The sequence below is a fragment of the Novosphingobium sp. PP1Y genome (assembly GCF_000253255.1).
GTDB lineage: Bacteria > Pseudomonadota > Alphaproteobacteria > Sphingomonadales > Sphingomonadaceae > Novosphingobium.
In genome coordinates, this window is the sequence record NC_015580.1 from 1,816,488 (window position 1) to 1,842,724 (window position 26,237).

23 protein-coding genes and 1 riboswitch are annotated in these 26,237 nt (G+C 66.4%); of the genes, 6 read left to right on the top strand and 17 right to left on the bottom strand.

Translation table 11 applies throughout. The features are described from left to right. Window positions 1–45: 45 nt before the first annotated feature. The 10 genes from PP1Y_RS14745 to PP1Y_RS14790 form a co-directional block, all read right to left on the bottom strand. Window positions 46–1,185, bottom strand: a complete 1,140-nt coding sequence (locus tag PP1Y_RS14745) for an acyltransferase (RefSeq protein WP_013832952.1) — start codon at window positions 1,183–1,185, stop codon at window positions 46–48. Between the two features lie 271 nt (window positions 1,186–1,456). After that, the gene (locus PP1Y_RS14750; RefSeq protein WP_065762412.1) at window positions 1,457–2,218 is read right to left on the bottom strand and encodes a TorF family putative porin; all 762 of its coding nucleotides are present in this window, start codon (window positions 2,216–2,218) and stop codon (window positions 1,457–1,459) included. Between the two features lie 19 nt (window positions 2,219–2,237). Then, on the bottom strand, window positions 2,238–2,666 hold the full coding sequence (locus tag PP1Y_RS14755; RefSeq protein ID WP_013832954.1) for a hypothetical protein: 429 nt from the start codon (window positions 2,664–2,666) through the stop codon (window positions 2,238–2,240). Between the two features lie 200 nt (window positions 2,667–2,866). Then, window positions 2,867–4,264 carry a dihydrolipoyl dehydrogenase gene (gene lpdA / locus PP1Y_RS14760; protein WP_013832955.1) on the bottom strand — a complete coding sequence of 466 codons (1,398 nt, stop codon included), beginning with the start codon at window positions 4,262–4,264 and terminating at the stop codon, window positions 2,867–2,869. A 121-nt stretch (window positions 4,265–4,385) separates the two neighbouring features. Next, entirely contained in the window at window positions 4,386–5,615 is a 1,230-nt protein-coding gene (odhB, locus tag PP1Y_RS14765; RefSeq protein WP_007011831.1) for a 2-oxoglutarate dehydrogenase complex dihydrolipoyllysine-residue succinyltransferase, read from the bottom strand. Between the two features lie 8 nt (window positions 5,616–5,623). Further along, window positions 5,624–8,476 carry a 2-oxoglutarate dehydrogenase E1 component gene (locus PP1Y_RS14770; RefSeq protein WP_013832956.1) on the bottom strand — a complete coding sequence of 951 codons (2,853 nt, stop codon included), beginning with the start codon at window positions 8,474–8,476 and terminating at the stop codon, window positions 5,624–5,626. Between the two features lie 184 nt (window positions 8,477–8,660). After that, window positions 8,661–9,551: a succinate--CoA ligase subunit alpha gene (gene sucD / locus PP1Y_RS14775; RefSeq protein ID WP_013832957.1), complete on the bottom strand. Its 891-nt coding sequence runs from the start codon at window positions 9,549–9,551 to the stop codon at window positions 8,661–8,663. A 121-nt stretch (window positions 9,552–9,672) separates the two neighbouring features. After that, the gene (gene mdh, locus PP1Y_RS14780; RefSeq protein WP_007011828.1) at window positions 9,673–10,635 is read right to left on the bottom strand and encodes a malate dehydrogenase; all 963 of its coding nucleotides are present in this window, start codon (window positions 10,633–10,635) and stop codon (window positions 9,673–9,675) included. A 480-nt stretch (window positions 10,636–11,115) separates the two neighbouring features. Beyond that, on the bottom strand, window positions 11,116–11,496 hold the full coding sequence (locus PP1Y_RS14785) for a hypothetical protein (RefSeq protein ID WP_007011827.1): 381 nt from the start codon (window positions 11,494–11,496) through the stop codon (window positions 11,116–11,118). Between the two features lie 137 nt (window positions 11,497–11,633). Next, entirely contained in the window at window positions 11,634–12,791 is a 1,158-nt protein-coding gene (locus PP1Y_RS14790) for a cell wall hydrolase (protein ID WP_232512697.1), read from the bottom strand. 261 nt (window positions 12,792–13,052) lie between these two features. After that, a riboswitch (cobalamin riboswitch) is annotated at window positions 13,053–13,250 on the top strand. A gap of 93 nt (window positions 13,251–13,343) precedes the next feature. Between PP1Y_RS14790 and PP1Y_RS14795 the strand changes: the two genes are divergently transcribed. From PP1Y_RS14795 to PP1Y_RS14810, 4 genes are read left to right on the top strand one after another with little or no spacing between them, the layout of a single operon-like run. After that, a complete protein-coding gene (locus tag PP1Y_RS14795; protein ID WP_013832959.1) occupies window positions 13,344–15,260 on the top strand; it encodes a TonB-dependent siderophore receptor in 1,917 nt (638 codons plus the stop codon). After that, window positions 15,257–16,207, top strand: a complete 951-nt coding sequence (locus PP1Y_RS14800) for an ABC transporter substrate-binding protein (protein WP_013832960.1) — start codon at window positions 15,257–15,259, stop codon at window positions 16,205–16,207. The genes PP1Y_RS14795 and PP1Y_RS14800 overlap by 4 nt, the downstream gene beginning before the upstream one ends. Then, window positions 16,204–17,169, top strand: coding sequence for an iron ABC transporter permease (locus PP1Y_RS14805; RefSeq protein WP_013832961.1), 966 nt, complete (start codon window positions 16,204–16,206; stop codon window positions 17,167–17,169). The genes PP1Y_RS14800 and PP1Y_RS14805 overlap by 4 nt, the downstream gene beginning before the upstream one ends. Next, window positions 17,166–17,936: an ABC transporter ATP-binding protein gene (locus tag PP1Y_RS14810; protein WP_013832962.1), complete on the top strand. Its 771-nt coding sequence runs from the start codon at window positions 17,166–17,168 to the stop codon at window positions 17,934–17,936. Before PP1Y_RS14805 ends, PP1Y_RS14810 begins: the two co-directional genes overlap by 4 nt. Before the next feature lie 30 nt (window positions 17,937–17,966). Here PP1Y_RS14810 and PP1Y_RS14815 read toward each other — a convergent pair whose 3' ends face one another. From PP1Y_RS14815 to PP1Y_RS14820, 3 genes are all read right to left on the bottom strand, one after another. Further along, window positions 17,967–18,173, bottom strand: a complete 207-nt coding sequence (locus PP1Y_RS14815) for a M3 family metallopeptidase (protein WP_148274980.1) — start codon at window positions 18,171–18,173, stop codon at window positions 17,967–17,969. A 70-nt stretch (window positions 18,174–18,243) separates the two neighbouring features. Further along, window positions 18,244–18,408, bottom strand: a complete 165-nt coding sequence (locus PP1Y_RS26120) for a hypothetical protein (protein WP_007011819.1) — start codon at window positions 18,406–18,408, stop codon at window positions 18,244–18,246. Window positions 18,409–18,462: 54 nt separating this feature from the next. Next, a complete protein-coding gene (locus PP1Y_RS14820) occupies window positions 18,463–18,891 on the bottom strand; it encodes an Rrf2 family transcriptional regulator (protein ID WP_013832963.1) in 429 nt (142 codons plus the stop codon). Between the two features lie 91 nt (window positions 18,892–18,982). Between PP1Y_RS14820 and PP1Y_RS14825 the strand changes: the two genes are divergently transcribed. Continuing rightward, window positions 18,983–19,435 carry a globin domain-containing protein gene (locus PP1Y_RS14825; protein WP_007011817.1) on the top strand — a complete coding sequence of 151 codons (453 nt, stop codon included), beginning with the start codon at window positions 18,983–18,985 and terminating at the stop codon, window positions 19,433–19,435. A gap of 10 nt (window positions 19,436–19,445) precedes the next feature. Here the strand turns inward: PP1Y_RS14825 and PP1Y_RS14830 are convergent, their stop codons facing one another. The 4 genes from PP1Y_RS14830 to PP1Y_RS14845 all read right to left on the bottom strand — a co-directional run bounded on the left by PP1Y_RS14830 (window position 19,446) and on the right by PP1Y_RS14845 (window position 23,103). After that, window positions 19,446–20,012 (bottom strand): septal ring lytic transglycosylase RlpA family protein, encoded by a 567-nt coding sequence (locus tag PP1Y_RS14830; RefSeq protein WP_007011816.1) that lies wholly within the window; start codon window positions 20,010–20,012, stop codon window positions 19,446–19,448. 2 nt (window positions 20,013–20,014) lie between these two features. After that, entirely contained in the window at window positions 20,015–21,676 is a 1,662-nt protein-coding gene (locus tag PP1Y_RS14835) for a M28 family metallopeptidase (protein WP_013832964.1), read from the bottom strand. 184 nt (window positions 21,677–21,860) lie between these two features. After that, window positions 21,861–22,238, bottom strand: a complete 378-nt coding sequence (locus tag PP1Y_RS14840; RefSeq protein ID WP_007011814.1) for a UrcA family protein — start codon at window positions 22,236–22,238, stop codon at window positions 21,861–21,863. A gap of 505 nt (window positions 22,239–22,743) precedes the next feature. After that, window positions 22,744–23,103 carry a hypothetical protein gene (locus tag PP1Y_RS14845; RefSeq protein WP_013832965.1) on the bottom strand — a complete coding sequence of 120 codons (360 nt, stop codon included), beginning with the start codon at window positions 23,101–23,103 and terminating at the stop codon, window positions 22,744–22,746. Between the two features lie 153 nt (window positions 23,104–23,256). Here PP1Y_RS14845 and uvrA point away from each other — a divergent pair, with 153 nt between their 5' ends. Further along, window positions 23,257–26,154 carry an excinuclease ABC subunit UvrA gene (uvrA, locus tag PP1Y_RS14850; RefSeq protein ID WP_013832966.1) on the top strand — a complete coding sequence of 966 codons (2,898 nt, stop codon included), beginning with the start codon at window positions 23,257–23,259 and terminating at the stop codon, window positions 26,152–26,154. Window positions 26,155–26,237: the final 83 nt, after the last annotated feature.

Consider the following 26,237-nt stretch of genomic DNA (forward strand, 5'->3'; position numbering starts at 1 on the left):
GGGGCCAAGCGCGAGCTGCGCCAGCTAGTCGCGTGGTGGACTGCCTCAGGGGGCAGCGTATTCTTCTGCCCGGGTCTGGCGCGCAAGCTTGCGCCGGCCGAAGCGGGCGATGACGGCCCGGCCAAGCGATTGTCCCTGCAGCTCGACCAGCCGATAGCTCGCGTAGGCCAGCCCGTAGGCGATGGGCGCGGTGATCGCGAAAGTCAGGGTGAAGCGGGCGGCCGCGGGCATGTCCTGCGCCCATTCCTCGATGGTCCAGGCGGCAACGCGGTGCAGGACCAGCAGGTGGACGAGATAGACGCCGTAGGACAGCTCGCCCAGCCAGTGGAACGGCGGCGCTCCGAGCAGGCGGGACAGGCGGTCGATCCACGGTATCGCCCGCCAGTGCACCAGCGCGAAGAAGCCGAGGAAGATCCCCTCGCGCACGACGAGGTGGAGCAGGTCGGTCTTGCCGCCGATGGGGATGGCTACCAGCACGGCAGCGGCGGCGAGGCAGGCCGCCTGCTGCCTTTCCAGCGCCGCCGCGATGAGCATGCCGGCGGCAAACAGGTGCATCTTGAGCGGCAGGAACGAAGGCATCGGATAGGCCGCGCCCAGCGCGCCCGCCAGCAGGGCAATCGATACCGAGAGGATCGAGACGCACAGCGCGGTCCTTATCCAGCCGAAGCGTCCGGCAAGGAGTACGGCGAAGGGGAACACTGCGTAGAATTGCATCTCCAGCCCGAGGCTCCAGTCGGGCAGGGGTGTGCGGAAGGCATATTCGGGCAGGAGGCCGAACAGGTAGGTGACGTGCAGAGCGATGTTCGAGGCGCTCGCGTCGGTATAGCGCTCCGGCGCCTGCAGGGACTGGCCGAGAAAACTGTCGATCACGACGCGGTCTGCGTAGATCGCCTTGCCCGCCAGCAACGCGGCGGCGAGCAGGACGAAATAGAGCGGCGAGATCCGGAAGAAGCGCCGGGTCCAGAAGGCAGCCCAGGTGGCGGGGCGCGCCCAGTCTTCCCTGTCCTTTCGCAGCTGGAACTGGAAAGTCATCAGGAAGCCGGACAGCAGGATGAACAGGTCGACGCCCAGGTCCGGCTTGCCGAGAATCGGGAGGGAAAAGCCGGTAAGGATCAGGCAATGGCCGATCAGTACCCACAGCGCGGCAAGGCCGCGCAGGCCATCGAGACATTCGATCCTGTTCAAACGCTACTCCTGCCCTGCGCCGTGGGGCCTCTTGCGGCGGTGCGACCCGCGATCCGGGCCGGTGCAGGGCATCGCCCCGGGACCGGCCCCGGAAAGCGAACTCGCCGATCGGGGCGGCGCATTCCATCGGCTTTCGACCGGTGGAGGCGCAGCCTCGGGTAAACGAGTGACGGGAGAATGCGTTCTTCGGCTCGCCGCGCGCAGGCATGCATTCGGCGCGCGGCGAGTGTCTCGGGAATCCCCCGCAGGCTGGTCCTGCGGGGGCAAGGGGTTAAAGGGAGACGCGGGCGTAGGCGCTCAGGCGTTCGCCCGTGCCCTTGTCGCCATATTCCACGGCTGCGGCGCGGTGCCGGTTGATCGAGGTGTCCGAGTAGAGCACGCCCACCGCAATCGGCCCGAAGCTCTGCTCGGCGCCCATGTACCAGTTGGCGTAGTTGCCGTCCGGACGCAGGCGCGTGCTCCTGGCATCGCCGTTCGAATTGCCGAAGGCGTAGCCGCCGCCGACATAGGCGGTGATCGGCGTGCCGGGCAGGCCGACGCCAAGGTCGGCGCCGGCATGGCCATAGCTGCCGCCGATGGCATCCTGAGACGGCGCGTAGCTGACGCCCAGGGCCAGCTGTGCCGGTCCCAGCGTGCGGGCTGCGCGCCCTTCCAGTTCCACGTAGTCGAGGCCCTTCGCACCATCATCGGCCCCGGCGAACAGGTGGCCGGCAATCCCTGCGGAAAGATCCCAGCCCGCCGCCGAGGTGGAATAGCGCGGGGCGATGGTGAAGCCCCAATCGCTGCCGCCGTGACGCCGGCTGCCGCGCAGGGTGGCGACGCTGGCCGAGATCGAGAGATCATGGCTCAGGGCGAGCGTGCCTTCGGCGCGCAGGGCCGGGGCGCTGTCGCTCCAGCTCAGGCCGTCCTCGCGATAGTCGGTCGTGGCCTCGATGCTGGCGCCGGTCTGCTCCATGGATTGCGCACAGGCCGGGGCGGCTGCGAGGATGAGCGGCAGGGCAACGGCAAGGGCGTAGTGTGGGTTAAGGGACAAGTCTTTTCCTTGGTTCGATTCAATTGACAGCCAGCGAACGCACCGCCTCGATGGCGGCAAGCGCAGACGGGCGGTCCGCTTCTGCAGCAGAGGCGAGGAATTTCAAGATCTTCCCGTGATGTGCGGCCACGAGCCTTTCGAGACGTTCCGCCGCGTTCGCGCAGGGGCCGTATGCGGTTTGTTCGAGAACCTTGGTGGGGGCAATCGTGCTGGTCAGCGCCGGCGTGCTCGCGCCCATCATGATGTGGCGCTCGACGGAGACGGTAGCGGTGAGATCGCAGCGGGTGCTGTGGGCGCGGGTGGGTGCGCCCGTCCTGCGGATCTTCGCATTGGTCTCGATCACGCCGCGATACTCAACGGCATGGTTCGCACCGCTGTGGTGGATGTCGATGGAGTGGGTGGGAGCGGTTGCAGTGACGAGGGCAAGGGGAATCAGGGCCAGCGACATATCAATCCATCTCTATCTGCTTAAAAATTAGGCAATAGTGATCAAAAAATGATCATGCCCCGGATAGAGCCGCTTCAATTCCCGATTGTTTCCCGAGAGTCTCGTTGTCGTGCTGCACGCGATCTGCACCGGGAGCCGGAAAGACAAAAGGCCGGCGCTGCGGGGCAGCACCGGCCTTCATGTCAGTCTGCAATAGACGGTCAGATGTGGATTGGCTTGCCGGTCACGGCCATCGCCGCTTCCTTGATCGCTTCCGAATGGGTCGGGTGCGCGTGGCAGGTATAGGCGATGTCTTCGCTGGTCGCGCCGAATTCCATGGCCTGCGCGGCCTGGGCGATCATCGTGCCGGCAACCGAGGCGATGCACCACACGCCGAGCACGCGGTCGGTCTCGGCATCGGCGATCACCTTCACGAAGCCGTCGGGCTCGTGGTTGGTCTTGGCACGCGAGTTGGCGAGCATCGGGAACTTGCCGACCTTGACTGCACCGCGTTCCTTGGCCGCTTCCTCGGTCAGGCCGACGCCGGCGATCTCGGGGAAAGTATAGACCACGCCGGGGATGACGTCGTGGTTCACGATGCCGGTGAGGCCTGCGATGTTCTCGGCCACGGCAATGCCTTCATCCTCGGCCTTGTGCGCCAGCATCGGGCCGGGGATCACGTCGCCGATGGCCCAGACGCCGTCGACCTTGGTCGCGAAGTCGTGGTCGGTCTCGATCTGGCCGCGCTGGTTGAGCTCGAGGCCGATCTTGTCGAGGCCGAGGCCCTCGGTGTTGGGACGACGGCCGATTGAGACGAGCACTGCGTCGGCCTCGATCACTTCGGCATCGCCGCCCGCGGCTGGCTCGACGGTGACCTTGGCCTTCTTGCCCTTCACTTCGACGCCGGTCACCTTGGTGCCCAGCTTGAGCGTCATGCCCTGCTTCTTGAACAGCTTGCCCGCTTCCTTGCGCACTTCGCCGTCCATGCCGGGCAGGAGCTGGTCGAGGAATTCGACGACGGTCACTTCCGCGCCGAGGCGTCGCCAGACCGAGCCGAGCTCGAGGCCGATCACGCCGCCGCCGATGACGACCATCTTCCTGGGAACCGAAGCCAGTTCCAGCGCGCCGGTCGAATCGACGACGACGCCCTTGTCATTGTCGATCTCGACGCCGGGCAGGGGGGTGACCGAGGAGCCGGTGGCGATGACGATGTTCTTGGCGGTTACCGACTTGCCGGCAACTTCGACGGTGTGCGCGTCCTTGAACTGCGCATAGCCCTTGAGCCAGTCGATCTTGTTCTTCTTGAACAGGAACTCGATGCCGCCGGTCAGGCCCTTCACCGAATCGCGGCGCTGGCCGTGCATGGCCTCCAGGTCGAGTTCGGGCGTAACCTTGACGCCCAGCTTGGTCATCGCGCCGCTGGCGGCCTGCTCGAAGTATTCCGAGGCATGGAGCATCGCCTTGGAGGGAATGCAGCCGACGTTGAGGCAGGTACCGCCCAGCGTTTCGCGCCCTTCGGCGCAGGCGGTCTTGAGGCCGAGCTGCGCGGCGCGGATAGCGGCGACGTAGCCGCCCGGGCCGGCACCGATGACAAGGACGTCGTAATCGTAATCAGCCATGTGAGGCCTCCGTACGCTCGTGCCCGAAGCAGGTGCGGCACGAGGGGAAAATAGTCATTTCAGCACAAGTGAAAACCCCGCCCGGTCCGTCGATCTTCGAAGGTGGGCGGGGTGATCGGGATCAAAGGTCGATCAGGAGACGCGTGGGATCCTCGATCGCTTCCTTGATGGTCTTGAGCGCGGTGACCGCCTCGCGACCGTCGATGATGCGGTGGTCGTAGGACAGCGCGATGTACATCATCGGACGGATGACGATTTCGCCATTGCGCACGACCGGTCGGTCCTCGATGCGGTGGAGGCCCAGCACCGCCGACTGCGGCGGGTTGATGATCGGGGTCGACATCAGGCCGCCGAACACGCCGCCGTTGGAAATCGTGAAGGTACCGCCCTTCATGTCTTCCATGGTCAGCGTGCCTTCCTTGGCGCGCTTGCCGTAGTCGGCGATGGCCTGCTCGATGCCGGCGAAGCCCAGCTTGTCGCAGTCGCGCACGACCGGGACGACGAGGCCGTTCGGGGCCGAGACCGCGATCGAGATGTCGACGTAGTCGTGATAGACGATCTCGTCGCCGTCGATCTGGGCGTTGACCGCCGGGATGTCCTTGAGCGCAAGGACCGAGGCCTTGGCGAAGAAGGACATGAAGCCGAGCTTGATGCCGTGCTTCTTGGCGAAGACGTCCTTGTACTTCTCACGCGCTTCCATGACCGCCGACATGTCGACGTCGTTGAAGGTGGTGAGCAGGGCGGCATTGTCCTGCGCGCTCTTGAGGCGCTTGGCGATCGTCTGGCGCAGGCGCGTCATCTTGACGCGCTCTTCCTTGCGCGCGGGCGCGGCGGATGCGGCCGGAGCGGCCGAGGCAGGCGCGGAAGCCGGCTTGTTCTTGGCGGCCGCGATCACGTCGTCCTTGGTGATGCGCCCGTCCTTGCCGGTGCCCTTGATGGTCGAGGGATCGATGCCGTATTCCAGCACCGCGCGGCGCACTGCCGGCGAGAGGACCGAGGCGCCCGAGGGTGCGTCTTCGGCAGCGGCCGGGGCGGCGGCGGGCGCAGCAGCGGCAGGGGCCGGAGCGTCGCTCTTCGCGGCGGCTTCCTTCTTGGGAGCCGGGGCCGAGCCCGAACCTTCCTCGATGGTGGCGATCAGCGCACCGACGGTGACGGTGTCGCCTTCGCCTGCGAGCTGCTGGCCCATGACACCCGCGTGCGGGGCCATGACGTCGATGGCGACCTTGTCGGTCTCGAGGCTGGCAATCGGCTCGTCAGCGGCAACCGCCTCGCCGGGCTGCTTCAGCCACTGGCCGATGGTGGCCTCGGAAACGGATTCGCCGAGCGTGGGGACCTTGACTTCGGTGGACATGGGTTATCTCAAGCCTTCTGCTTGCGTCGGAGTTCGTCACGGACGGAAAGGTGGAGTGCATCGGCCACCAGCGCGGCCTGTTCGGCGGCATGGCGCTTGGCAAGGCCGGTTGCGGGCGAGGCCGAGGCGCCGCGGCCGGCATAGCGCGGACGGCACGCAGAGACGCCGGCTTCCTTGGCGGATTCCTCGATCAGCGATTCGACGAAGAACCAGGCGCCGTTGTTCTTAGGCTCTTCCTGGCACCAGACGATCTCCTCGAGGTTCTTCATGCGCGAGAGGCGCAGGGCCAGCGGTTCGCCCGGGAAGGGGTAGAGCTGCTCGATGCGGATGATCTGGGTGTCGTCGATGTCGTTCTGGTCGCGCGCCTCGAACAGGTCGTAGGCGACCTTGCCCGAACACAGGATGACCTTCTTGGTCTTCTCGTCGCTCGGCGCCTTCGGGTCCGACAGGATGCGGAAGAAGTGGCCTTCGCCCACGAACTCCGAAGCCGGCGACTTCGCCATCGGATGGCGCAGCAGCGACTTGGGCGTCATGATGATCAGCGGCTTGCGGAACGGACGGTGCATCTGCCGGCGCAGCACGTGGAAGTAGTTGGCCGGGGTAGTGATGTTGCACACCTGGATGTTGTCCGAGGCGCAGAGCTGCAGGTAGCGTTCGAGGCGGGCGGAGGAGTGCTCCGGACCCTGGCCTTCGTAGCCGTGCGGCAGCAGCATCACGAGGCCGTTGGCGCGCAGCCACTTGGCTTCCGATGCGGCGATGTACTGGTCGATGATGATCTGCGCGCCGTTGGCGAAGTCGCCGAACTGCGCTTCCCACAGGACCAGTGTCTTCGGATCGGCGCTGGCATAGCCGTACTCGAAGCCGAGCACGCCGTATTCCGAAAGCGTCGAGTTCAGAACCTCGAAGGTGCCGTGGGGCAGGGTTTCGAGCGGCGTGTACTTGCGCTCGGTCTTCTGGTCGACCCAGACGGCGTGGCGCTGCGAGAACGTCCCGCGTTCGCAGTCCTGGCCGGACAGGCGCACGCCGTAGCCTTCGGAGACGAGGCTGCCGAAAGCGAGCGCTTCGGCGGTGGCCCAGTCGAAGCCCTCGCCGGTCTTGAACATCTCGTCCTTCGCCTGGATGACGCGGGCGAGGGTCTTGTGGATGGTCAGGTCGTCGGGGACCGTGGTGAGGGTACGGCCGAGGCTGTCGAACAGCTTGCCCTCGATGCCGGTATGCACGTTGCGGCGCGCGGTTTCCGGATCGACCGGCTTGTTGAAGCCGCTCCAGCGCCCGCCGAACCAGTCGGCATGGTTGGCCTTGTAGGTCTTGGCCGCCTCGAATTCCTCTTCGAGGTGGTTGTTGAAGCCTTCCACCGTCTCGGCAAGGAAGGCGTCGTCGATCACGCCTTCGGCCTTCAGGCGCTCGGCGTAGATCGTGCTGACCGAGGGGTGCTTCTTGATCTGCGCATACATCAGCGGCTGCGTGAAGCTGGGCTCGTCGCCTTCGTTATGGCCGAAGCGGCGGTAGCACCACATGTCGATCACGATGTCGCGGCCGAAGGTCTGGCGATAGTCGATCGCCAGCTTGCAGGCGAAGGTAACCGCGGCCGGATCGTCGCCGTTGACGTGCAGGATCGGCGCCTGGACACCCTTGGCGACGTCGGTCGGGTAGGGCGAGTTGCGCGCGAAGTTCGGCGTCGTGGTGAAGCCGATCTGGTTGTTGATGACGAAGTGGATGCAGCCGCCGGTGTTGTAGCCGGCAACGCCCGAAAGGCCGAAGCATTCCCACACCACGCCCTGGCCGGCGAAGGCTGCGTCGCCGTGGATCAGCACCGGCAGGACCTGCTTGTGCTTGGCGCCGGGACCCACGTCGTCGCCGATGTCGTCATGGAAAACCTGGTAGGCGCGGACCTTGCCGAGCACGACCGGATCGACCGTTTCGAGGTGCGAGGGGTTGGGCATCAGGCTCATGTGGACCTTGATGCCGTCGAACTCGCGGTCGGTGGAAGTGCCCAGGTGGTACTTCACGTCGCCCGAACCGCCGACGTCCTCGGGGTTGGCGGTGCCGCCGGAGAATTCGTGGAAGATGACCTTGTAGGGCTTGGCCATCACGTTGGCGAGAACGTTGAGGCGGCCGCGGTGGGCCATGCCGTAGACGATCTCCTTGACGCCCTGGGCGCCGCCGTACTTGATCACCGACTCCAGCGCCGGGATCATCGATTCACCGCCGTCGAGGCCGAAGCGCTTGGTGCCGACGTACTTCTTGCCGAGAAACTTCTCGTACTGCTCGCCGCGCACGACGGCCTGAAGGATCGCCTTCTTGCCCTCGGGGGTGAACTCGATTTCCTTGTCGGCGCCTTCCATCCGCTCCTGGAGGAAACGGCGTTCCTCGACATCGGCGATGTGCATGTATTCGAGGCCGACCTTGCCGCAGTAGTTGGCGCGCAGGATCTGCACCAGTTCGCGCACCGTGGTCCACTCGAGGCCGAGGTTGCCGCCGACGAACACCGGCCGGTCGAGCGCGTCGCCGGTGAAGCCATGGTATTCGGGGGTGAGGTCCTGCGGCAGCTTGCGCTGGTTGAGGCCGAGCGGGTCGAGGTCCGCCGCCAGGTGACCGCGCACGCGATAGGTGCGGATCAGCATCATGGCGCGGATCGCGTCGGCGGCAGCCTGGTCGAGGCTGGCCTGATCGACCTTCTTGCCGCCCTTGGCAGCGGCCTTTTCGATCTGGACCTTGAGGGCCGTGGGATCGAGACCCTGGGTGAGGTCGTCCTCGAACTCGGCCCCTACGCGCGGCCAGTTGCTGCGCTGCCAGCTCGGTCCGGGCTGGGGCTCGTCCATGCCGAGGTCCGGAGTGAAATCGAGATTTTCGTTGCCCATCGGAATCACCTTACCTCGTCGGATTAACAGCCCGACGTTACCGAGCAATCAATTGGAAGCCGGCTGGTTCCCGGGGAGGAAAACCTGGCTGGCCGTTTATGCAGTTATGGTTCTGCCTGTACTTGGCGACCCGGCGCATGGTCCGGCGGGGCGGCCCCGCCGGACACATGCACCGACCTGATCGTCAGGCGAATTCCTTGAGGGCTTCCACAAGGGTTTCACCGAGCAGCGAGGGGCTGGCCGCAACGCGGATGCCAGCTTCTTCCATGGCTGCGATCTTGTCTTCGGCGCCGCCCTGGCCGCCCGAGACGATGGCACCGGCGTGGCCCATGCGGCGTCCCGGAGGGGCGGTGCGGCCCGCGATGAAGCCGGCCATCGGCTTCTTGCGGCCGCGCTTGGCCTCGTCCTTGAGGAACTGCGCGGCTTCTTCTTCGGCCGAGCCGCCGATTTCGCCGATCATGATGATCGACTTGGTCTCGTCGTCGGCGAGGAAGAGTTCGAGCACGTCGATGAAGTTGGTGCCGTTGACCGGGTCGCCGCCGATGCCGACAGCAGTGGTCTGGCCGAGGCCCGCATTGGTGGTCTGGAACACGGCTTCGTAGGTCAGCGTACCCGAGCGCGAGACCACGCCGACCGAACCCTTCGAGAAGATGTTGGCGGGCATGATGCCGATCTTGCATTCACCGGGGGTGAGCAGGCCGGGGCAGTTGGGGCCGATGAGGCGCGACTTCGAACCGGTCAGGGCGCGCTTGACGCGAACCATGTCGAGAACCGGAACGCCCTCGGTGATGGCGACGATCAGTTCGATTTCGGCATCGATGGCTTCGAGGATTGCGTCGGCACAGCCCGAGGGCGGAACGTAGACGCACGAGGCATTGGCGCCGGTCACGGCCTTGGCTTCGGCAACCGTGTCGAACTGGGGCAGGCCGAGGTGTTCGGTGCCGCCCTTGCCGGGGGTGACGCCGGCAACCATCTGCGTGCCGTAGTCGAGCGCGGCCTGGGTGTGGAAGCTGCCGGTCTTGCCGGTCATCCCCTGGGTGATGACCTTGGTATTCTTGTCGACGAGAATGGACATGGATTTTTTCCTGTTCCTGATCGTGGAAGCAGCCTGATTGGCTGGGGAGGTTCCAAGAAACTATTTGCGCCGTGCGATACTGGCGAGATTGTCAGGCCCGCATCGCACGACGGCTATTTCCTCAGGCCAGCGAGCCGTCGATGCCCTTGCAGGCTACCAGCAGTTCCTTGACCGCGTCGATCGAGACCTGCAGACCTGCCTTGGCCTTCTCGTCGAGCGAGATCTCGATGACTTCCTCGACGCCGTCCTTGCCGATCTTCACCGGCACGCCGACGTAGAGACCGTCGACGCCGTACTGGCCTTCGAGGTAGGCGGCGCAGGGCAGGATGCGCTTCTGGTCGCCGAGGTAGGATTCAGCCATGGCAATGGCGGAAGCGGCCGGAGCGTAGAAGGCCGAGCCGGTCTTGAGCAGGCCGACGATCTCGCCGCCGCCGTTGGCCGTGCGCTTGACGATCTCGTCGATGCGCTCCTGGGTCGACTTGCCCATCTTGATGAGGTCGGGAACGGGGATGCCCTTGACGGTCGAGTACTCGACGACAGGGACCATGGTGTCGCCGTGGCCGCCCAGCACGAAGCTGGTGACGTCGCGCACCGAAACGCCGAATTCCCAGGCGAGGAAGGTCGAGAAGCGCGCCGAGTCCAGCACGCCGGCCATGCCGACGACCTTGCTGTGGGGCAGGCCGGAGAATTCGCGCAGCGCCCAGACCATCGCGTCGAGCGGGTTGGTGATGCAGATCACGAAAGCGTCGGGAGCGTACTGCTTGATGCCTTCGCCGACCGACTTCATCACCTTGAGGTTGATGCCCAGCAGGTCGTCGCGGCTCATGCCCGGCTTGCGGGGAACGCCAGCGGTGACGATGATGACGTCGGCGCCGGCGATGTCGGCGTAGTCATTGGTGCCGGTGATGGCGGCGTCGAAGCCTTCGACGGGACCGCACTGCGACAGGTCGAGAGCCTTGCCCTGGGGGATGCCTTCGGCGATGTCGAACAGGACGATGTCGCCCAGTTCCTTCTGCGCAGCGAGGTGCGCGAGGGTGCCGCCGATGTTGCCGGCGCCGATAAGGGCAATCTTCTTACGAGCCATGATGCGTGCTTGTCCTTCCCAATGGCGGGACCTCGGACGTGAAAGGCGGCCTGCTTTGTCCCGCATAAGGCAGGTGCCGTCAGTTGCGAAGCGGGCCCTACGCCCCTCGCACCGACATTGCAACCGCGAAACGACGCGGGCAGGGCGCAAGCGGGCACTTTTAATTGATAATAGTTCGCAATTGCAATAGTGGCGATAAAACAGGACCGCCAGGCGCGGATTTTCAACGATTTGGCAAGGTTTGCGTAAGTCTTGCGCGGCGCGGGACATGTCTCTCACCGAAGCCAGGGCATTGCAAGAGGCTCGGGGCGAATCGCCGGAAGGGCAAGATGCGCGGACTTGAGGGGCTTGCGCGCCGTCGCGATTCGGAGCGGCTGCGCTCACCCCACACGCACCGCTCGTCCCGAGCCTGTCGAAGGATGGGCCTCGCGCGCGGCATTACCTGCGAAGATGGGGCGCGGCCGTCTCGCCGCCGCAGGATCAGCCGTGGCGGGCGATCTTGCGCGCCAGGGCGTCGGCCATGCGGCGGTCCAGCTGGCGGCAGATCGAGATCCACCAGCGGCACGCTTCCTCGTCGCTCGCGGCCTTGGCGGCTTCCGCGTTCTCGCGCGCATGGGCAGCGGCCGAGAGGCCGTGGCGAGCGAAGTGGCGCAGGGCCTCGGTCAGCATCCGCTGGTCGTTCGCCGCCTGCATCGGCAGGTGCATCTGTTCCGAATAGGCAGCGATGGCGCGGCGGGCGGAGCCGCCGAGAATGGGCCTGCAGCCATTGTCGTTGACTGCGCCCAGGGGGGCGGAGGGGCACAGGGCACGCACAATCGCTGGACTTTTTCCGCCATAGGCAGCGGAGAAGCGGATCGTCATGTCAGGCGGGCCCTTTGTGTCGTTGTTCTGATCGGCACCCTTATGGCGATGATGCTCTAAGTGTTTGTAATGGCCTATGGTTGCCGAATTCTTGCCATGGCCCCACGGTGCCCCGAAAGGAGACAGATCGCGCCGGGTCAGGTGCCCGGCTGGGCGATCCAGCGGCCGCTATTGGCGTATTGCGGCTTGATGTCGCCGGTTTCGGGCAGCTTCTGCGCCCGGTAGAGTGCTTCGCCGCCGCGTTCGCGAATGGCGCTGGAATAGATCGGCGCGGGCGCGGTCTTGGCGGCGGCTGTCTCGATCGGGCTTGCCGCGGCAGTCGGCGCTGCCCCTTGTGCATCGAACCGGCGCTGGATCGCCACCGGATCGAGCGTGTCTGCCGCCGCCATGGTGGGCGAAGCGGTGTCGCGGGGGTGCGGCGCGGCTGCCGGTTCGCCGCCCAGGTAGGCGAAGCGGAAGGCGCCCGGGCGGCCCGCCGCGCCATGGAAGCTGTAGAAGCGATGCGCCCCGATGGTGCCGAGGTAATCGAGGCTCGCAGCCCAGTAGGGATGGACCTGCACGGTGTGGTAATGCGTCGCCAGGCCGACCGGGGCATAGACGTAGCCCGACAGCGCGGCGCGGGCGACCTGCATCGCCCGGTCCCAGAAATAGCGCGAAGGTTTGCGTGCGAGCGAGCCGTCGCAGGTGAACGAGAACTGGCAGCCGGTGGAGCGTTCCGATCCTTCGTAGACCACGCCGCACACGGTATTGGGATAGGCCGGGTGGGCCACCCGGTTGAGCACGACCTGCGCAACCGCACGCTGGCCGGCTTCGGCCTCGCTTGCGGCTTCATAGTATATGGCGGCGGTCATGCACTGCAGCGCGCGGGTGCGGTCGATGCCGCTGGCATCGATGGTGAGCGGGCGGGCAGGGGCGCGGGCTTCAGGGGGCGGTGCGGCCGCGTCCCCGGCGTCGGAATGGATGCCTTCGCCCACCTTCAGGGGCGCGGCTTCCTGTTCGAGGTAATAGAAGGCGGAGCCGGGAAAGCTCGATCCGGCGCGCTCGAAGGGCATCGGCTCGGGGGTCTGCGCCTCGGCCGTGGCAGCGGCGATGGTGAAGCGGTCCCAGTGTCCCGGTGAGGCGAAGGCGGGCAGGGCGATGGCGGCAAGGCCTGCAGCAGCCACGCTCCAGCGCCGCTGCAGATGGGCGCGGTGCGCATGCCGGTTCCTGCGCCCGCGCTCGAACCGGGCCGCGAAGTCGCGTGGGCGCGCCTCGCTTTCGCCGATCAGGGCCATCAGGGCAGGTGGCTCGGTCACTCGGTTCCTTTCGCTCGCCTTGTCAAAGTGCGCACCGTCAAAGTGCGCACCGTCAATGTGCGCCACTTCAACGTGCGCCCCGTCAACGTGGCTCGTCGGCGCATCCTGCGCCTAACCCGCCTATCGATCCGGCGCATCCGCTCCGTGGTCGCCGTCCCGAAGCGACACACCGCCGCCTTGTAGCCTTAACCGGTAAACAAACCGGTTGCGCGGGCAGGTACTTGCGTGGCCGTGCTTGCAAAGCCTGCAACACCGCAGTATCCGCCCGGCCACGTCACGGGTTGTCCGGCTTGCCGGACCTAAGAGGGAAGCCGGTTCGATTCCGGCGCTGTCCCCGCAACTGTGACCGGGGAGTTCCGTCCCGATTGGCCACTGGTGTCTTGTCACAAGGATGCCGGGAAGGTGGGGCGGCGCTATGATCCGGGAGCCAGGAGACCTGCCAGTGATGGTCGTTCCGCGCCGGGCGGGTTGGACCGGAATGCAGCGAGTCATGCGCCGTGAAGGCGCGGCCTCAGCCACGAGCGACGCTTCGTTCAGGTTGGAGGTTTGTACGTGAAGTATCTGTATCTGCTCGGCACCGCGCTTGCCGTGTCCACACCCGCTCTTGTTTCCCCCGCTCTTGCCGATGAGGCCGATGTCGCGCCGTTCGTTCCGCTGGGCGACGCGATCACGGTGATCGCGACCGGCAGCGCGCTGCGCGTCGATCAGGCGGGGCAGCCCGTCAGCGTCGTCGGCAGCGAGGAGATCGATTCCATCCAGGGGCCGGACGTCGCCCGCGTGCTGGAGCGCCTGCCGGGCGTGACCTTCAGCCGTAACGGCAGCATCGGCGGGACGACGAGCCTGTTCGTGCGCGGCGCCAATTCCCAGCAGCTTCTGGTGCTGGTCGACGGCCTGCGCGTTGCGGACATTGCCGCGCCCAGCGGTGGGTTCGATTTCGGCAACCTGATGACCGGGCCGGTCGGCAGGGTCGAACTGCTGCGCGGCTCGAACTCGGTCGTCTGGGGATCGGAAGCCATCGGCGGCGTGCTGGCGATCACCAGCCGCGACGTCAACGGCGTCGAGGGCTCGGCAGAGTATGGCGCGCGCGACAGCTTCGACGGGCAGGTTTCGGCCGGGCTTTCCGGCGAGACTTACGGCGTCAACCTCAACGGCGGTTACATGCGCACCGATGGCATCAGCCAGGCGGCGTCCGGTACCGAGGCCGACGGCTTCAGGCAGTGGCGGGCCGGTGGCCGTGCCCACGTCGATCTGGTGCCGGGCCTTACCGCCAGCGTGGTGGGCCGCTTTACCGATGGCACGCTCGACCTCGATGGCTATCCGGCGCCCGATTACACTTTCGCCGATACGCCCGAGTACCAGAAGACCCGCGAGCTGGGCGGCCGCGCGGGACTGACGTGGACCGGCGATGCGCTCACGCTCGATGCAGGCTATCAGGTTTCGGACACCCGCCGCCGTTACTACGACCCGACGATCTCGGACCAGTTCAATTCCGAAACGCAGGGCCGCAGCGAAAGGGCGGAGCTGAGTGGCTCCTACGACGCCACCGATGCCGTCCGGCTCGACTTCGGGGGCGCCCATGAATGGTCGCACATCAAGTCCGACGATTTCCTCTACGGCTCGCGCATTCGCGCCGACGCGGAACTGACGAGCGTGCACGGCCTGCTCGGCTACTACGGCAATCTGTTCAGCCTGGCCGCGGGCGTGCGCTACGACGACCACTCCAATTTCGGCGACAAGTGGACCTTCGGTGCCAACGGCAGCGTCACCGTGGCGGCGGGCTGGCGCATCCGCGCCTCCTACGGCGAAGGCTTCAAGGTGCCCACGCTCTATCAGCTGTTCTCCGAATACGGCAATCCCGAGCTGATGCCCGAGCGCAGCCGCAGCTACGATGCCGGGATCGAGTATGGCGACCGCAACGGCCCGCTGCACTTCGCGGTCACCGGCTTTCGCCGCGACAGCCGCAACCTGATCGACTACGTCTCGTGCTTCGGATCGAGCGATGCGCTTTGCGGGGATGGCCGCTACGGTTTCTATGCCAATGTCGGGAAGGCCCGCGCAACCGGCGCCGAGATCGAGTTGGGCGCCCGGGTTTCCGAGCGACTGCGTGCCAGCGCGGTCTATACTTACGTCAAGTCGGTGAACCGCACGGCCGGCGATCTCAACCGGGGCAACGACCTTGCCCGCCGTCCGCGCAATGCACTCACCGTCTCGGCCGACTGGGACGCGCCGCTTGAAGGGCTGACGCTGGGCGGCGATATCCGCATGGTGTCCGACAGCTACAACGACAATTACAATCTGACCCCGCTGGACGGTTACGTGACCGCGACCTTGCGGGCGAGCTACACGATAGCGCAGCGCTACGAAGTCTTCGCGCGCATCGAGAACCTGACCGATGCCGATTACACGACGGTCTCGGGCTACGGCACGCCGGGCCGCTCGGCCTATGCCGGGGTTCGGGTGAAGATGTGACCCTGTCGCTTCCCCCGCAGTCCGGGAGGACCGGAGGGAAGCATCTGGCGCGGGCCCTGGTCCGCGCCGGGGTCCTTGCGCTGGCATGGACCTGCATATCGGGTTGCGGGGGCGGCCATACCGGGGCCGCCCCGCTTGCCGCGCCGGGCGATCCGGCCCACCCGACCATCGTCTCGCTCAATCCCTGCACCGATGCGATCCTGGCAGAAGTGACCGGGCCGGGCCAGTTGCTGGCGATCTCGGGCTACAGCCACGATGCCCAGTCCACTTCGATGGACCTTGCCAAGGCGCGCGGTTACCGCGCGGTCTCGGGCACGGTGGAGGAAGTCGCCGCCATCGGCCCGAAAGTGGTTGTCGCCAGCAGTTTCCTGCCGCCCGCCACGGCCAGCGCGCTCGACGAGCTGGGCTTCAAGGTGGTGAAAATGCCGATTGCGCCGGACCTTGAGGCTGCGCGCGGCCAGATCCGGGAACTTGCGGGCCTCACCGGCCATCCCGAACTGGGCAAGCGCCTGATCGGCCGGATCGACGAGGCGCTGGCCCGCGCCGCGCCGCCCCGGGGCGCTACGCCCGTACCGGCGCTGGTCTGGGAATCGGCAGGGCTGGTCGCAGGTGACGACACCCTGATCGTTGACATGATGAAGCACACCGGCTTTACGAACGCGGCCAGTGCACGCGGGCTTTCGCAGGCCGATTTCCTGCCGCTCGAGAAAGTACTGGCCGATCCGCCGCGCGTCGTCTTCGCAGTTGGCAATCCGCTGGCCGAAGAGGACCGCATGCTGCATCACCCCGCTCTCGCGAGCCTGAGCCGCATGAAGCGTTTTCCGCTCGATCGTTCGATCCTCTGGTGCGGCGGCCCGACGATCCCGCGCGCCATCGACGCGCTCGGGCGCGCCCGGCGCGAACTGGACCGGCAGGACGCGGCGATCCGGACGGCACGGGTGCGATGAACCCGCGCCTCATCCTCCTGCTGCTGGCCGGCCTGCTGGTGGCCGTGCCGCTCTCACTGCTCGCCGGACGCGTGTGGATCGATCCCTTTTCGCCGACGGCGCACAATGCTTCGATCATCCTCGTCCAGCTGCGTCTGCCGCGCGCGGTGCTGGCGCTGGTGGTGGGCGCGGGGCTGGGCGCTGCCGGAGCCGCGATGCAGGGCTTCCTGCGCAATCCGCTGGCCGACCCGGGTCTCTTCGGCATTGCACCCGGCGCAGCGCTGGGCGCGGTGCTCAGCTTCTGGACCGGCTATGCCGCCTCGCCGTGGCTGCTGCCGGTCTTCGCGCTTGCCGGGGCCTGCGGAGCGATGACGCTGCTGGCACTGATCGCCGGTCGCAGCGGCGGCGTCGCGCTGTTCACGCTGGCGGGCCTGATGGTCTCCAGCCTTGCCGGCGCGCTGATGAGCCTTGCGATCAGCCTGAGCCCATCGCCCTTCGCCATGACCGAGATCGTCACCTGGACGATGGGCTCGCTTGCCGACCGCTCCTGGCGCGAAGTCTGGATCGCCCTGCCGCTTACCGCCGCGGGGATCGGCGTGCTCCTGGCCGCCGGGCGCAGCCTCAATGCCCTGACGCTGGGCGAAGCCGCGGCGCGCTCGCTGGGGGTCGAGCCGTTCCGGCTGCAGGCGATGATGATCATCGGCATCGGCCTGACGGTCGGCTCGGGCGTGGCGGTGGCCGGGATCATCGGTTTCGTCGGCCTGATGGTGCCCCACTTCGTGCGCCCCTTTACCGACCACCGCCCGTCCTCGCTGATCGTCCCGAGCGCGCTGGCAGGCGCGCTGCTCCTGCTCATTTCCGATTGCCTGTGCCGCGTGCTGCCATTGGCCGGGGGCGAACTGCGTCTCGGCATCGCCCTCAGCCTGCTCGGGACGCCGTTCTTCCTGCACCTGCTGCTCAAGATGCGTCAGGAACTGGCATGAGCCTTGGCGCCAGCAACCTGAGCGTGAAGAACCGGCTCGACGGAGTGTCCTTGCAGTGCCGTCGCGGGATGGTCACGGCGATCTGCGGCCCCAACGGCGCGGGCAAGTCGACGCTGCTTTCGTGCATGGCCGGGCTGCTGCGGCCCGATGTGGGCGATGTCCAGCTGGGCGGACGGCCCCTGTCGCAATGCTCGACGGCCCAGCGTGCGCAGTGGATCGGCTACCTCCCGCAGTCGCCTGAGGTGGCCTGGGACGTTTCGGTCGAAGTGCTGGTCTCGATCGGCCGCCTGCCGTGGAAGGATGCCCCGGCAAAGGAAGCGCAGGAAGCCATCGACGAGGCGATTGCCGCGATGGACCTCGAAGGCCTTCGCCATCGCCCGGTTTCGCGTCTGTCGGGCGGCGAGCGGGCAAGGGCGCTGATGGCGCGCGTCCTGGCGACCCGCCCCGGCTGGGTGCTGGCCGACGAGCCTTTCGCCAATCTCGATCTTGCCCATGCCGCCGCCCTGATGCGGCGCTTTCGCCAGCAGACGAGGGCCGGGCGCGGTGTCGTGCTGGTGCTGCACGACCTGGCGACGGCAATGAACCACGCCGATCAGGTGGTGGTGCTCAAGAACGGCAGGGTCGAGGCCGAGGGCCCGCCCGAGATCGCGCTGGCCCGCGAAGTGATCCACCGGGTCTGGAACTGCCCGGCACGCTGGCTGGGCGATCCGGGCGAGCGTGCCCTGTCGTTGGGGCAGCCTTCGCCCTTTACTCTGGACGCGCGCTAGGGCGGCCTTGGTGCCTGTCCTTCGGCAGGCTCAGGATGAGCGGGACCGGCCGCCATGCCGCAGCCCGGATTTCCTCCCCGTCTCGAGGGACAGGGATGCGAGCTTGGGCGACATCGCGGTATCGATGGCATCGGGCGTGTCGTTGGTATTGGCCGAAACGAGCTGGCCGAACACGTTGCGCACGCGCGTCAGCAGGCTGCCGAGTGCAAGCGGGAGCAGGGCTGTTCCAAACACCATGCACCCCCTGCGCCAGACGAACATTTGTTGCGTCGGCGGAAACTTGCGCAGGGGGCTGTCGATCCGGCGGTCAGCTCTTCTTGAAGTGTCCGCCGGACCAGACCTTCATCTCTTCGCCGCCTTCATTGTCGCGCACATGGTCGTCGCGCTCGCGATCGAAAATCAGCGAGCCGGTCCTGCGCGGATCGTTCTTGCGGCGATAGGGGATCTCTTGTCCGATCTTGGTCGTGTCCATTGCGTTTTCTCCTCTCGCATGGAGGAGAACGTGCAGGGGCGCTGAAAGTTCCCGTCAGAGCGGCGCGGCCATGGCGGGAAGGCGCGATTCCACCGCGGCCTGGGCCAGCGTCTGCTTGTCAAGTTCGGCGAGGAAGGCATGCACCGCCCGGTCGAGCGGCGAGATCAGGCCGCAGTGGCGCTGCATGACGCACGATCCGCAGTCGGCGGGCTGCAGGTTCGGCTCGGTCAGGCGCACGACGTCGCCCAGCCGGATCTCGTCGGCCGGCCTGCCCAGGCGAAAACCGCCGCCGCGACCGCGCAGGGTCTCCAGCAGGCCCGCGTTGCCCAGCGCATTGACCACTTTCATGGCATGGTTGCGCGAGATCGCATGGGCCTTAGCCACCTCCGCGATCGAGAGCAGGGCGTCTGGGTCCTGCGCCTGCGTCAGCGCGGCGTGGAGCAGGATGCGCAAGGCGTAATCGGTGTGCGCGGTAAGGCGCAAGGCGGGTCTCCGAAATAATGATGCTTCCTATTTACATCTTTTAGTCGCGCTGTATAGATGCATTCAGTTTGCATCTTTTAGGGGATTCGTCATGGCTCAGCCGCTTTCCGAACAGACCGTCGCCATCGTCAAGGCCACCGCGCCCGTGCTGCAGGAGCACGGCGTCGCCATCACCACCCGCATGTACGAGCGCCTGTTCGTGAACGAGGAAGTGAAGGCGATGTTCGACCAGGCCGCGCAGGTTTCCGGCGAACAGCCGCGCCGACTTGCCGCCGCGATCCTTGCCTATGCGCAGAATGTGGACAAGTTGCAGAATCTCACCGCGCCGGTGCAGCGTATGGTCCAGCGCCATGTCGAGACCGGGGTGAAGGCCGAGCATTACCCTTACGTCGCCGATGCCCTGCTTCCGGCGATCCGCGACGTGCTGGGCGATGCCGCCAGCGACGAAGTGCTGGCCGCCTGGGGTGAGGCCTACTGGTTCCTGGCCGATATCCTGATCGGCAAGGAAGCCGACGCCTACGCCCAGCTCGAAGCGGCCGAGTAAGGCCGGGGCCTCAGCGCGAGCCGACCCCGCGGGCGAACTGCGCCTGCAGGTTGGCCAGCGTGCGCTCCGGGATCGGCGGCAGCTTGCTTGCGGCCTTGCCTTCGCGCAGGGCCGCGCGGTCGCGCTCGGTCGGTTCGACCACGCGCACCCGCACCGCCGCCTTGCCCCTGGCGCGCACGCCCAGCAGCTCGGCGGCCCCGCGCGAGAGGTCGATGATCCGCGCGCTTTCGCCGAAGGGCCCGCGATCGTTCACCCGCACGATAATGCGCTGACCGGTATCGAGCGAGGTAACCTCGACATAGCTGGGCAGCGGCAGCGTCTTGTGCGCGGCAGTCACCCAGTCGGGCCGGAAGCGTTCGCCATTGGCGGTCTGGTTGCCGGACTCGTTGCCGTACCACGTCGCATAGCCGAGCATGTCATAGTGCGGATCCGCGGCGGGCGTATAGGTCACGCCGCGGATCTTGTAGGGCGGGCCCACGCGCACCGGCGTGTCGCTGACGGGGCGGAACTTCACCCCGCCGCCACAGGCCGAAAGCGCAAGGACCAGCAGCGCGCTGATCGGAAGGCGCAGGCGCATGGTTATTGCCGCACGCCTTCGCTTCTGTCGCGGATCGCCTTGAACTCCGAGCCGGCCTTCCACTGCGGCCACTTGCCAGAGTTCGCCAGTTCCTCGCCGATGGTGCCGATCAGGTCGATGTCCTGCACGGCCCCGTCGAGGTTCCAGTCGCTCGACCATGCATCGCAGGCCTGGTGGTAGCAGTTGCCGGTATAGGCATCGATCCACGCCTGACCGGCCGCGGTGCCGCCCTGCTTGAGGTCAGCCGCCCCGGCAATGCCCATCAGCAGCATGACCGGCACCCCGCGCTTGGCGAAGGAGAAATGGTCGGCGCGGTAGAACAGCCCGCGCTCTGGCAGGCTTTCCTGCGTCACCGTGCGCCCCTGCGTGGCCGCGACGCGCGCCATGTCGTCCTCCAGCGTGTCCTGACCCTTGCCCACCAGCACGACGTCGTTCGCCGCGCCTGCCGTCTGCAGGATGTCGATGGCGAGGTTCGCGACCGTCTTTTCCATCGGATAGACCGGGTTGGCCGCATAGAACTCGGAGCCGAGCAGCCCGCGCTCCTCGGCCGTCCACGCGGCGAAGACGACGCTGCGCTGCGGTGCGGGTTCGGCCTTCATGGCGCGGGCAATCTCGAACATCGCGGCGATGCCCAGCGCGTCGTCGTTGGCCCCGGCGCGGTAGATGCGCCCCTGCGCGTCGGGTTCGCCCTTGCCGTAGGCATCCCAGTGTGCGCCGAACATCACGACTTCGTCGGCGCGCGTCGTGCCCTCGATGCGCGCGAGCACGTTGTGGCTGGCGATCTGCTCGTGAGTTACCGGCACGTCGGCATCGAAAGTCACGCCCTTGAGCGGCACCGGCCGGAAATCGGGCCGCCGCGCCGCCGCCGATAGTTTGGCTAGGTCCAGCCCGGCGCTGGCGAACAGGCGCTTGGCCGCATCGCCAGATAGCCAGCCCTGCAGGGCCAGGCTTGTCAGGTCCTCGGTCTTGCGCACGATGTCGTAGTTCTCGCCGCCCGGGCTGACGACGACGTTCCAGCCGTAACCCGCGCCTTGCGTATCGTGCACGATCAGCGCGCCTACCGCGCCCTGCCGCGCGGCTTCCTCGAACTTGTAGGTCCAGCGCCCGTAATAGGTCATCGTCCGGCCGCCGAACTTGCCTGCCGCCGGCTCGCCCTGCTTCGCGGCAAAGTCGGGATCGTTGACGAGGAAGACGACCACCTTGCCCTTCAGGTCCGCGCCCTTGAAGTCGTCCCAGCCGCGCTCGGGCGCATTCACGCCATAGCCGACGAAGACGACGGGCGCGTTCTCGATGGCGGCAATGTCGTCGGGCCGCACGGTGGAGACGTAAAGGTCCTTGGCCTGTTCGACCGGCATCGCGCCCTTGGGGCCGGTGAAGGCCAGGGTCCGCGCCTTTTCAAGCTTCGTGTGGAGCAGCGGGACGGTCTGCATCCACTGTCCGTCCGGGCCGGCGGGTTGCAGGCCAAGGTCCTGGAACCGCGCGATCAGGTAGCCGATCGTGCGGTCCTCGCCCGCGGTGCCGGGCGCGCGGCCTTCGAAAGTATCGGAGGCAAGCGTCTTGACGTCGGCCGCGATCCGGTCGGCATCGACCGAGACCTTGGCAAGGGCAGGGTGGGAACTGGCAGCCAGCAGGGCTGCGGCGAGAACGGGGGGAAGTTTTCTCATGCCCCCATCTTAGGTTAGCCGCCCCGTGAGGCAAGCATCGGGCAGGCAGGACCGCCAGGCCTGCGCAGCCCGATGCTTGCCTCACGGGGTGACCGAAGGCAGGGAGCGTGCGAGCGTTCCCTGCCTTCCGGTTCAGTCGACCGTCCGGTGTGAAGGGGGTGGGCGGTCCTTCGGCGCCCGTTCCTCAGCGGGCCGCAATGGCGATCGATGTATCGAGCGCGGCGAGCCGACTCGGATCGTCCCGGGCGGCAAGGCGCGCGGCCAGGATCGAATCGCGATCGGCAAAGGCGCGTTGCAGCGACTGGTCGCGGCAGGTGTGGGTCATGGCAACTTCACGCGGGATACGGGCATCGGGCTGGCCGCAGACCGTCCTTACGGCAGCGGAAATGCGCACATTGAGCTTGTCGATGCCCTGGGGGGTGTCGAGGTTGAGGTCATTGAAACGCACTTCGCGATGGGGAAGGCTGGACCAGGCGGTGTCCTTCACCACGACGTCGGCAAGCGAAGGAGTTGCGATGGCGAACATTGTCGCGGCGAGGATGGCGGCATGGATTCTCTTCATGGTTCGTCTCCTGACGATATGAGGCGCAGGGCAAGGACCGTCAGGCTCTGCAACCTGCGGCTCGAGAAGTTCCAGGCGACCCGGAATCGGTAGATGTGGCAAGATGCCCGACAAGACCTGAGCGCCGCGAGATATCCTCACTACGACGCTGAAATGATTTACAGAATTCAGAAACCCCTCGACTCACCCCGGTATTGAAGTGCTGTCGGAAATAAAATTACTTGGAGTTACCATTACTTGTAAAATTCGACTCGTCTTCTTGGTGTCCGGCGACATTTTTACGCGCATTCGCAGTATTGGGGAAGGGGGCGACTCAAGAGTTTGTTCGCTTGCATCCTGCGTGCGACAGGGCGCCAGCGTGTAAACCGGGAATTCGCCGGCGCGGGGAAAGCTGGGCTGTGGCAGGACGCGCGATAGCGCGCATCGAGAGCTGGATTTCCGCCTGTGCGGCAATCTCGAAGGGAAGATGCAGCCGGGCGCAAGTCAGCCCGGGGACTCGCCCGCCTCAGCGGCGGCAGCGTGAGTAGTAGCCGGCGCGGCAGGCGGCGACGTCTTCGCGCCAGTCGGCCATCGCGCGCTCGTAGTCGCGGCGGTCGGCCTCGTAGTCGCGCATCTGCCGGGCATAGCGGCTTTCGCCATAGTCAGGCGAGCGCCGGGCGTCGTCGTAGGCGCGCCAGCCCTTGGCATATTGCGCGTCGCGCTTGCGCACGTAGTCGAGCTGTTCGCGGTTGAGGCGGCGGATCGTCGCCTTGTCGCGGGCGAGTTCCTCGGGCGTCAGTTTCTCGTACGGATCGTCCGCATGGACCGGACCGGACAATGTCGCCGCGGCCAGCGCCGCTGCGCACAGGAAACCAAAACGCTGCATGATCTTTTAGACCTTCACCTGAACCCTGCGCGCATTTTGCCAATTCGTCCGGGGCGATGCAAAGCCATTGCGATAAACCGTTTGCATCCCATCTTGCGGGCAAGTCACCCCGCCGCTTGATCGACGCGAACAAATCTGGAACACACGCTCCCCATGAGTCTCTCTCACATTACCGTGCGCGGCGCGCGCGAGCACAACCTCAAGGGCTTCGACATTGCGCTCCCGCGTGAGAAGCTGATCGTCATCACCGGCCTTTCGGGCTCGGGCAAGTCGAGCCTGGCGTTCGACACGATCTATGCCGAGGGCCAGCGCCGCTATGTCGAGAGCCTGAGCGCCTATGCCCGCCAGTTCCTCGAGATGATGCAGAAGCCCGATGTCGAGCATATCGACGGGCTTTCTCCCGCGATCTCGATCGAGCAGAAGACCACCAGCCGCAACCCGCGTTCCACGGTGGCGACGGTGACCGAGATCTGGGACTACATGCGCCTGCTGTGGGCGCGCGTGGGCATTCCCTACTCGCCCGCCACCGGCCTGCCGATCGAGGCGCAGACGGTGTCCAACATGGTCGACCGGGTCATGGCCCTGCCGCAAGGCACGCGCCTCTACCTGCTTGCCCCCGTCGTGCGCGGCCGCAAGGGCGAATACCGCAAGGAACTGGCCGAGTGGCAGAAGGCGGGCTACACCCGCGTGCGCATCGACGGCGAGATGCATGCGATCGAGGACGCCCCCGCGCTCGACAAGAAGTACAAGCACGACATCGAGGTGGTGGTCGACCGCATCGCCGTGAAGGAGGGCATCCAGACGCGCCTTGCCGACAGTTTCGAGCAGGCGCTCAAGCTGGCCGACGGGCTCGCCTATGTCGACCTTGCGGACGGCAACGTCCCGGGCCGCGAGGAAGAGGAAGCGCAGGGACGCAACCTCAAGGGCGCGGGCCTGCCGCCCAACCGCATCGTCTTTTCCGAGAAGTTCGCCTGCCCGGTCAGCGGCTTCACCATCGAGGAGATCGAGCCGCGCCTGTTCAGCTTCAACGCCCCGCAGGGCGCGTGCCCGGCCTGCGACGGCCTGGGCGAGAAGCTGCTGTTCGACCCGCAGCTCGTCGTCCCGAACGAGAACCTGACGCTCAAGCAGGGGGCGATCGTGCCCTGGGCCAAGTCCAACCCGCCCAGCCCCTACTACATGCAGGTGCTCTCCAGCCTTGCCGCGCACTTCGGCTTCGACCTCACCACGCCCTGGCAGGACCTGCCCGACGAGGTGAAGATCGTCGTCCTCTACGGCACCGCGGGCGCGCCGGTTCCGCTCACCTTCAAGGACGGGCGCAAGGAATACACCGTCAACAAGCCGTTCGAGGGCGTCATCGGCAACCTCAACCGCCGCATGATCCAGACCGACAGCGCCTGGATGCGCGAGGAACTGGCCAAGTTCCAGACCGCCCAGCCTTGCGAGACCTGCGACGGCAAGCGCCTCAAGCCCGAGGCGCTGTCCGTGCGCATTGCCGATAGCGACATCGCCGATGCCGCGCGGCTTTCGGTGGCGGACGCCTTCGCGTGGTTCGGCGAACTGGAAGGCAAGCTCACCGACCAGCAGCAGCAGATCGCCCGCGCCATCCTGAAAGAGATCAACGAGCGCCTCGGCTTCCTCAACAACGTCGGGCTCGACTACCTCAACCTCGACCGCACCTCGGGCACGCTGTCGGGCGGGGAGAGCCAGCGCATCCGCCTCGCCAGCCAGATCGGCTCGGGCCTCTCGGGCGTGCTCTACGTGCTGGACGAGCCGAGCATCGGCCTGCACCAGCGCGACAACGACCGCCTGCTGGAAACCCTCAAGCGCCTGCGCGACCTTGGCAACACGGTCATCGTCGTCGAGCATGACGAGGACGCGATCCGCGCGGCCGACCACGTGGTGGACCTCGGCCCCGGCGCGGGCGTCCACGGCGGCGAGGTGGTGGCCGAAGGCACCCTCAAGCAGGTGCTCAAGAGCAAGCAGAGCCTCACCGCCCAGTACCTCACCGGCGCGCGCAGGATCGAGGTGCCGCAGACCCGCCGCAAGGGCAACGGCCACTTCGTCACGGTGGAGAACGCGCGGGCCAACAACCTCACCGGCGTCACCGCGAAGTTCCCGCTGGGCACTTTCTGCTGCGTCACCGGGGTTTCCGGCTCGGGCAAGTCCAGCCTCACGCTCGATACGCTCCACGCCGCCGCCGCGCGCACGCTGAACGGCGCGCGCATGATCGCGGGCCCGCACGACCGGGTGACCGGGCTGGAGATGTGCGACAAGGTGATCGAGATCGACCAGTCCCCGATCGGTCGCACCCCGCGCTCCAACCCGGCGACCTACACCGGCGCCTTCACCCAGATCCGCGACTGGTTCGCCGGCCTGCCGGAATCGGAGGCGCGCGGCTACAAGCCCGGGCGCTTCAGCTTCAACGTCAAGGGCGGCCGGTGCGAGGCGTGCCAGGGCGACGGCCTGATCAAGATCGAGATGCACTTCCTGCCCGACGTTTACGTCACCTGCGAGGAATGCCACGGCAAGCGCTACAACCGCGAAACGCTGGAAGTGAAGTTCAAGGGCCACTCCATCGCCGACGTGCTCGACATGACGATCGAGGACGCGGAAGAGTTCTTCAAGGCCGTGCCCCCGATCCGCGACAAGATGCACATGCTCAACGAAGTGGGGCTGGGCTACGTCAAGGTCGGCCAGCAGGCGACGACGCTTTCGGGCGGCGAGGCGCAGCGCGTGAAGCTGGCCAAGGAACTGGCCCGCCGCTCCACCGGGCAGACGCTCTACATTCTGGACGAGCCGACCACCGGCCTGCATTTCGAGGACGTGCGCAAGCTCCTCGAAGTGCTCCACCGCCTCGTCGACCAGGGCAATTCGGTGGTGGTGATCGAACACAACCTCGACGTCATCAAGACCGCCGACTGGATCATCGACCTTGGCCCGGAAGGCGGCGTGCGCGGCGGTGAGATCGTGGCGGAAGGCACGCCCGAGCAGGTGGTGAAGAACAAGCGCTCATTCACGGGGCATTATTTGAAGCCGTTGTTGGGGAAGTGATGTAAAATGTTTATCAGTCGCGCGATATTGGGCTGCTGCGTCGATTAATAAAATGTAACTTCAAGTGGCGATAATTGCCTTTT